Source organism: Mesorhizobium sp. M7A.F.Ca.CA.002.09.1.1 (genome assembly GCF_003998555.1).
Lineage (GTDB): Bacteria > Pseudomonadota > Alphaproteobacteria > Rhizobiales > Rhizobiaceae > Mesorhizobium > Mesorhizobium ciceri.
The window spans coordinates 1-7,239 of the sequence record NZ_RZRR01000205.1; the positions used below are offsets into that span (position 1 = coordinate 1).

Annotated in this window: 7 protein-coding genes; all 7 read left to right on the forward strand. The window is 62.5% G+C overall.

Going from position 1 to position 7,239, the window contains the following annotated elements:
* A partial coding sequence (locus EN994_RS11710) for an ABC transporter substrate-binding protein (protein ID WP_164745876.1) occupies window positions 1–1,111 on the forward strand: 1,111 nt, incomplete at its 5' end.
* Between the two features lie 81 nt (window positions 1,112–1,192).
* A complete protein-coding gene (locus tag EN994_RS11715; RefSeq protein ID WP_024504415.1) occupies window positions 1,193–2,080 on the forward strand; it encodes a sugar ABC transporter permease in 888 nt (295 codons plus the stop codon).
* 2 nt (window positions 2,081–2,082) lie between these two features.
* Entirely contained in the window at window positions 2,083–3,015 is a 933-nt protein-coding gene (locus EN994_RS11720) for a carbohydrate ABC transporter permease (RefSeq protein WP_024504414.1), read from the forward strand.
* A 5-nt stretch (window positions 3,016–3,020) separates the two neighbouring features.
* Window positions 3,021–4,118, forward strand: coding sequence for a sn-glycerol-3-phosphate ABC transporter ATP-binding protein UgpC (ugpC, locus tag EN994_RS11725; RefSeq protein ID WP_027161308.1), 1,098 nt, complete (start codon window positions 3,021–3,023; stop codon window positions 4,116–4,118).
* A 53-nt stretch (window positions 4,119–4,171) separates the two neighbouring features.
* Window positions 4,172–4,918, forward strand: coding sequence for a sugar phosphate isomerase/epimerase (locus EN994_RS11730; protein WP_063169022.1), 747 nt, complete (start codon window positions 4,172–4,174; stop codon window positions 4,916–4,918).
* Window positions 4,919–4,929: 11 nt separating this feature from the next.
* Window positions 4,930–6,072 (forward strand): Gfo/Idh/MocA family oxidoreductase, encoded by a 1,143-nt coding sequence (locus EN994_RS11735; RefSeq protein WP_063169021.1) that lies wholly within the window; start codon window positions 4,930–4,932, stop codon window positions 6,070–6,072.
* Window positions 6,073–6,194: 122 nt separating this feature from the next.
* A partial coding sequence (gene mgrA, locus EN994_RS11740; protein ID WP_013529545.1) for an L-glyceraldehyde 3-phosphate reductase occupies window positions 6,195–7,239 on the forward strand: 1,045 nt, incomplete at its 3' end.

Genomic DNA, 7,239 nt, shown 5'->3' on the forward strand with positions numbered 1-7,239 from the left:
GGAACTTGCCAAGGCATTCGATGCGACCGGCAACCACTGGGTGGACGGCGCCATTGCCGGCTCCGGCGGCACGGCGCGGCCGATCATGATCAGCCGCATCACCGGTGGCGATCCGATGGGCGCCACGCAGTTCAACCACGGCCGGCAGGCGGAAGAGTTGGTGCAGGCCGGCCTGATGCGCGACCTCACCGACGTCGCCACCAAGGGCAAGTGGACTGATGTCGTGCGGCCGAAGAGCCTGCTCGACGGCTGCACCATCGACGGCAAGATCTATTGCGTGCCCGTCAACATCCATTCCTGGCAGTGGCTGTGGCTGTCCAACGAAGCCTTCGCGAAGGCCGGCGTGCCGTTGCCGAAGGACTGGAATGAATTCGTGGCGGCAGCGCCGGCACTGGAGAAGGCCGGCATCATCCCGCTCGCCGTCGGCGGGCAAGCCTGGCAATCCTCCGGTGCCTTCGACGTGCTGCTTGCGGCTGTGGGCGGCACGGACACGTTCCTCAAGGTCTACAAGGACAAGGATGCCAAGTTCGCCGCCGGGCCCGAAGTCGCCAAGGTCTTCAAGGCCGCGGACGATGCCCGCAAGATGGCGAAGGACACCAATGTGCAGGACTGGAACCAGGCGACCAACCTGGTCATCACCGGCAAGGCGGGTGGCCAGATCATGGGCGACTGGGCACAGGGCGAGTTCCAGGTTGCCGGCAAGACCGCCGGCAAGGACTATACCTGCCTGCCGGGCCTTGGGCTGAACGAGGTCATAGCCACGGGCGGCGACGCCTTCTACTTCCCGCTGCTCAAGGATGCCGACAAGAGCAAGGCGCAGGAGGTGCTGGCCGAGACGCTGCTCGATCCCAAGACGCAGGTTGCCTTCAATCTGAAGAAGGGTTCCCTGCCGGTGCGCGGCGACGTCGATCTCAACGCGGCGAACGACTGCATGAAGAAAGGCCTCGCCATCCTCGCCAAGGGCGCCGTCATTCCATGGACGGACCAACTGCTTTCGCAGGACACCCAGAAGCAGAAGGAAGACCTTTTCGCCGAATTCTTCGCCAAGCCGGAATTGACCGTCGAAGACGCACAGAAGCGCTTCGCCGACCTCATCGCTTCGGCGGACTGACGCTGGCGGCAAGCCACCTCGCTCCCGGCCTTGCGAATGCAGGGCCGGGAATGCACCGCCCTTACCCAGCCGGCTGACGAGATGAGCAAGAGCGAACGCCCCAACCTTCTGTTCCGCAACCTCAATGCGAAGGTCGCCTCGATCCCGATGATCCTCACCGCCATGGTGGTTTTCGTCGGCGGCACCGTTTGGACGGTGCTCTATTCCTTCACCAATTCGAAGCTCTTGCCGCGGCTGAATTTCGTCGGGCTCGACCAATATTACCGGCTGTGGGCGACGCCGCGCTGGCTGATCTCGATCGAGAACCTGCTGATCTACGGCGCGATCTCGCTGGTGTTCTCGCTGGTCATCGGCTTCCTGCTTGCAGCACTGCTCGATCAGAAGATCCGCTTCGAGGACACGTTGCGCACCATCTTCCTCTATCCTTTCGCGCTCTCCTTCATCGTCACCGGCCTGGTCTGGCAGTGGCTGCTCAATCCGGATTTCGGCATCCAGCATGTGGTCCGTGACTTAGGCTGGACGAGCTTCAGCTTCGACCCGCTCTACAATTCCAGCATCGTCATCTACGGCATATCGATCGCGGCGCTGTGGCAAGGCACAGGGCTCATCATGTGCCTGATGCTGGCTGGCCTGCGCGGCATTGACGAGGACATCTGGAAGGCGGCGCGGGTGGATGGGATCCCGATGTGGAAGACCTATCTGTTCATCGTCATCCCGATGATGCGGCCGGTCTTCATCACCACGCTCGTCATCATCGCTGCCGGCATCGTCAAGGTCTATGACCTCGTCGTGGCCCAGACCAGCGGCGGCCCAGGCATCGCCTCCGAAGTGCCGGCCAAATACGTCTACGACTATATGTTCTTCGCCCAGAACCTCGGCCAGGGCTTTGCTGCCTCGACCATGATGCTGCTCTCGGTGGTGATCGTCATCGTGCCCTGGGCCTATCTCGAGTTCGGGCGGCGCAAATGAGCATGGCAGACATCACCGCTCAAGCAAGCACCGCCGCCGGCGCGCGCCAGGGCATCACCGATCCCTACGGCCCGAAGCCGCGCCGCGTGATTTCGCGCCGCAACGTCTTCCTATACGGCACATTGTTCGTCATGGCGGTCTACTACCTCTTGCCGCTCTACGTCATGGTCGTCACCTCGCTCAAGGGCATGCCGGAGATCCGGCTCGGCAACATCTTCTCACCGCCGCTCGAGATCACTTTCGAACCGTGGGTCAAAGCGTGGTCGACTGCCTGCACCGGCCTTAACTGCGACGGGCTCTCGCGCGGCTTCTGGAATTCGGTGCGCATCACCGTGCCGTCAGTGCTGCTGTCGATCGCCATCGCCTCGGTGAACGGTTATGCACTGGCCAATTGGCGCTTCAAGGGCGCCGATACGTTCTTCATCATCCTGATCGTCGGCGCCTTCATTCCCTACCAGGTGATGATCTATCCGATCGTCATCATCCTGCGCGAGATCGGCCTCTATGGCAGCCTCAGCGGGCTGGTGATCGTCCATTCCATTTTCGGCATGCCGATCCTGACGCTGCTGTTCCGCAATTATTTCTCCTCGATGCCGGAGGAGCTGTTCCGGGCGGCACGTGTCGACGGTGCCGGCTTCTGGGGCATCTTCCTGCGCATCATGCTGCCGATGTCGCTGCCGATCTTCGTCGTCGCCATCATCCTGCAGGTGACCGGCATCTGGAACGACTTCCTGTTCGGCGTCGTCTACACCCGCCCCGACACCTATCCGATGACGGTGCAGCTCAACAACATCGTCAATTCGGTGCAAGGCGTGAAGGAGTACAACGTCAATATGGCCGCAACCATCCTGACCGGGCTTGTGCCGCTCATCGTCTACTTCATCTCCGGCAAGCTTTTCGTACGTGGCATCGCCGCCGGCGCGGTGAAGGGGTGATGGCGATGACGGCAGCCAACGATACCAGCGTTTCGATCCAGGACCTGTCGCTGAATTTCGGCGCGGTGACCGTCCTGGAGACGCTCAATCTGGATGTCGCCGATGGCGAGTTCATCGTGCTGCTCGGGCCGTCCGGCTGCGGCAAGTCGACCTTGCTCAACTGCATTGCCGGCCTGCTCGACGTTTCCGAAGGCCGCATCTTCATCAAGGGCAAGAACGTCACCTGGGAAGAGCCCAAGGACCGCGGCATTGGCATGGTGTTCCAGTCCTATGCGCTCTATCCGCAAATGACGGTGGAGAAGAACCTGTCCTTCGGGCTGCGTGTCGCCGGCACGCCAAAAGAAGAGATCGCCAAGCGGATCACGCGGGCGGCTGAAATCCTGCAGATCGAACCGCTGCTGCAGCGTAAGCCGGCCGCACTTTCCGGCGGCCAGCGCCAGCGCGTCGCCATCGGACGGGCGCTGGTGCGCGATGTCGACGTGTTCCTGTTCGACGAGCCGCTGTCCAATCTCGACGCCAAGCTGCGCGCCGAACTGCGCGTCGAGATCAAGCTGCTGCATCGCAAGCTGCAGAACACCATGATCTACGTCACCCACGACCAGATCGAGGCGATGACGCTGGCCGACCGCATCGCGGTGATGAAGGGCGGCGTCATCCAGCAACTCGATGCGCCGCAGACCATCTACAACCGTCCGGTCAACCGCTTCGTCGCCGGCTTTCTCGGTTCGCCCGCAATGAACTTCGTCGATGGCCACCTGGAAGACGCCGACGGCGGCTGGCGGTTCGCGGCCGGGGATATCAAGATCCCGCTCGGCACTTACGACTTTGCCAAGCCTCCGGCTCCCGGCCCCGTCACATTCGGTATCAGGCCCGAGCATGTCAGCCTGAACAGCGGCACCGGCTGGCCGTTCTCGATGGCCGCCAATGTCGAGGTGGTCGAACCCATGGGCTCCGACACGCTGGTCTGGCTGAAGCTTGCCCAGCAGAATTTCAGCGTCCGAGTGACCTCGGAACGCACGCCCAAGAACGACGAGGCGGTGACGCTTGGATTCGATCCGATGCGCGCCTCGCTTTTCGACACCGCAACCGGCACACGCATCTAGCTTCCGAGAACCAACCTTCCAACGACGATCCCCAAGCAAAACGGACAGAGACGATGAATTGGTCATTCCAACTTTACAGCGCCCGCAATTTCCAACCCTGGGACGGTGTGCTCGCCATGCTCGGCAAGCTCGGCTACGCCCAGGTCGAAGGTTTCGGCGGCGTCTATGATGATCCCCAGGCATTCCGCGCCGAGCTCGACAGGAACGGGCTTGCCATGCCGACTGGGCATTTCTCGATCGACGCGCTCGAGAACGATTTTGACGGCGTGCGCAGAACCGCCGACGCACTCGGTATCACGCTGCTCATCTGTCCTTTCCTGATGCCCGACCAGCGGCCATCCGACGTGGCCGGCTGGCGTGGTTTCGGCGAACGCCTGGCCAAGGTCGGTGATGCCGCGAAAAAGGCCGGCTACGGCTTTGCCTGGCACAATCATGATTTCGAGTTCAAGAAACTTGCCGACGGATCGGTGCCGCAGGACCACATCCTGTCATCCGCGCCCGATGTCAGCTGGGAGATGGACGTTGCCTGGGTGGTGCGCGGCGGCGATGATCCGCTGCCGTGGATCGAGAAACACGGCAAGCGCATCAGCGCCGTCCACGTCAAGGACATGGCCAAGCCCGGCGAGGGGCTGGATGAGGATGGCTGGTCGGATGTCGGCCATGGCACCATCGACTGGGCCGCCCTGATCAAGGTGTTGCGTGCCAGGAGTGCTGCCCAATACTACGTCATGGAACAGGACAACCCCAACGACATCGAGCGTTTCGCCCGCCGCTCCATCGCAGCCGCCAAAACCTATTAGGAGCAACCAGCATGGCAAAGAAACTTGGCATCGGCGTGATCGGCTGCGGCAACATCTCGAAGGCGTATTTTTCGCTGGCGCCGCTGTTCCGCGGCATTGAAATGCGTGCCTGCGCCGACATCAACATGGAGGCGGCCAAGGCTCGGGCGAAGGAGTTCAAGCTGCGCGCCGACACCGTCGAAGACCTGCTCAAGGCCGACGACATCGACATCATCGTCAACCTGACCATCCCGGCGGTGCACTATGAGGTGTCAAAGCAGATCCTCGACGCCGGCAAGCACGTCTATTCGGAAAAGCCGTTCGTGCTGTCGGTCAAGGAAGGGCTCGACCTTAAGAAGCGGGCGGAGAAAAAGGGTCTGCGCATCGGCTCGGCGCCAGACACTTTCCTCGGCGGCGCGCACCAGCTGGTACGCAACCTGATCGACACCGGCAAGCTTGGCAAGGTCACGAGTGGCACGTGCCATGTCATGGGCCACGGCATGGAGCACTGGCACCCCAATCCGGATTTCTTCTTCCAGCCAGGCGCGGGGCCGGTGCTCGACATCGGACCATATTACATCACCAATCTGATCCAGCTGATCGGGCCGGTGAAGCAGGTCGCGGCCTTCGCGACGACGCCGGCCAAGGAGCGCACGATCAGTTCAAAGCCGCGCGCGGGTGAAAAGATACCGGTCAACACGCCGACAACCATCCACGGGCTGCTGGAGTTCGAGAACGGCGCCGTTATCACGCTCAACACCAGCTGGGACGTCTGGGCCCACGGCCACGCGCCGATGGAGCTTTATGGCGAGGCGGGTACGGTGTTTGTGCCGGACCCGAACTTCTTCGGTGGTGACGTTCGCTTCACCGTCGCGGCCAAGCCGGTCAAGAAGCTGCCGAACTGGCCGCATCCGTTCGGCGTGCCCAACGAGATGCATTCGCAAGGCATGATGGCCAACTACCGCACGTCAGGCCTTGCCGATATGGCGGTGGCGATCGCGGAAGGTCGGCCGCACCGCTGTTCGATGGAGCTGGCGCTGCACGCCGTCGACGTGATGACCAGCCTGCTGCGTTCCGGCGAAACCGGCAAGTTCGTCGCCATGCAGACCACCTGCGAACGGCCGGCCGCACTTGGCGTCAAGGAAGCCAAGGCGCTTTTGGCGAAGAAGAAATAGGGCAGCACACCTCAACCCTCTCCCCGTTTCGACGGAGAGAGGGTAAGGGTGGGGGGCAGAGCCAACTCGCCGCGTTGTGACGAATGCAGCCGACCGGCTCGTTTCCATTCGAGGATTTTCCGATGCCCTACACGCCCGCCGAAAATCGTTACGAGAAAATGGTCTACAACCGCTGTGGCCGCTCCGGCCTGAAGCTGCCGGCGATCTCGCTGGGCCTGTGGCACAATTTCGGCAACGACACGCCGCACAAGACCAAGCAGGCGATCGCGCGCAAGGCCTTCGACCTCGGCATCACGCATTTCGACCTCGCCAACAATTACGGTCCGCCGCCCGGTTCTGCCGAAACCGCCTTCGGTGAGATCCTGCGCACCGACTTCGCTGCCTACCGCGACGAACTGATCATCTCGACCAAGGCCGGTTACCAGATGTGGGCCGGGCCCTACGGCGAATGGGGTGGGCGCAAATACATTCTGGCCAGCCTCGACCAGAGCCTCAAGCGGATGGGGCTCGACTATGTCGATATCTTCTATTCGCACCGTTTCGATCCCGACACGCCGCTGGAAGAAACGATGGGTGCGCTCGACCATGCCGTGCGCTCGGGCAAGGCGCTCTATGCCGGCATCTCGTCCTACAATTCGCAGCGCACGCGCGAGGCGGCCGATATCTTGAAGCAGCTTGGCACGCCTTGCGTCATCCACCAGCCGAGCTATTCGATGCTGAACCGCTGGGTGGAGGAAGACGGCTTGCTCGACACGCTCGAAGGGCTCGGCGTCGGCTCCATCGTGTTCTCGCCGCTGGCGCAAGGCATGCTGACGGACAAGTATCTCGGCGGCATTCCGGACGGCAGCCGTGCGTCGCAGGGCAAGTCGCTGAAGACAGCCTTCATCAACGACAAGACCATCGCCAACATCAAGGCGCTCGACGCCATCGCCGGCAGGCGCGGACAGACGCTGGCGCAGATGGCGCTGGCCTGGGTGCTGCGCAAGGGGAGGGTGACCTCGGCACTGATCGGCGCCAGCCGGCCGGAGCAGGTCGAGGACTGCGTCGGCGCGCTCAAGGCGCTCGACTTCAGCGATGCCGAACTCGCCGAGATCGACACATACGCGCGCGAATCCGACATCAATCTGTGGGCGGCTTCTGCCGAGCGCAAAGGCCCGCCGAGGAAAT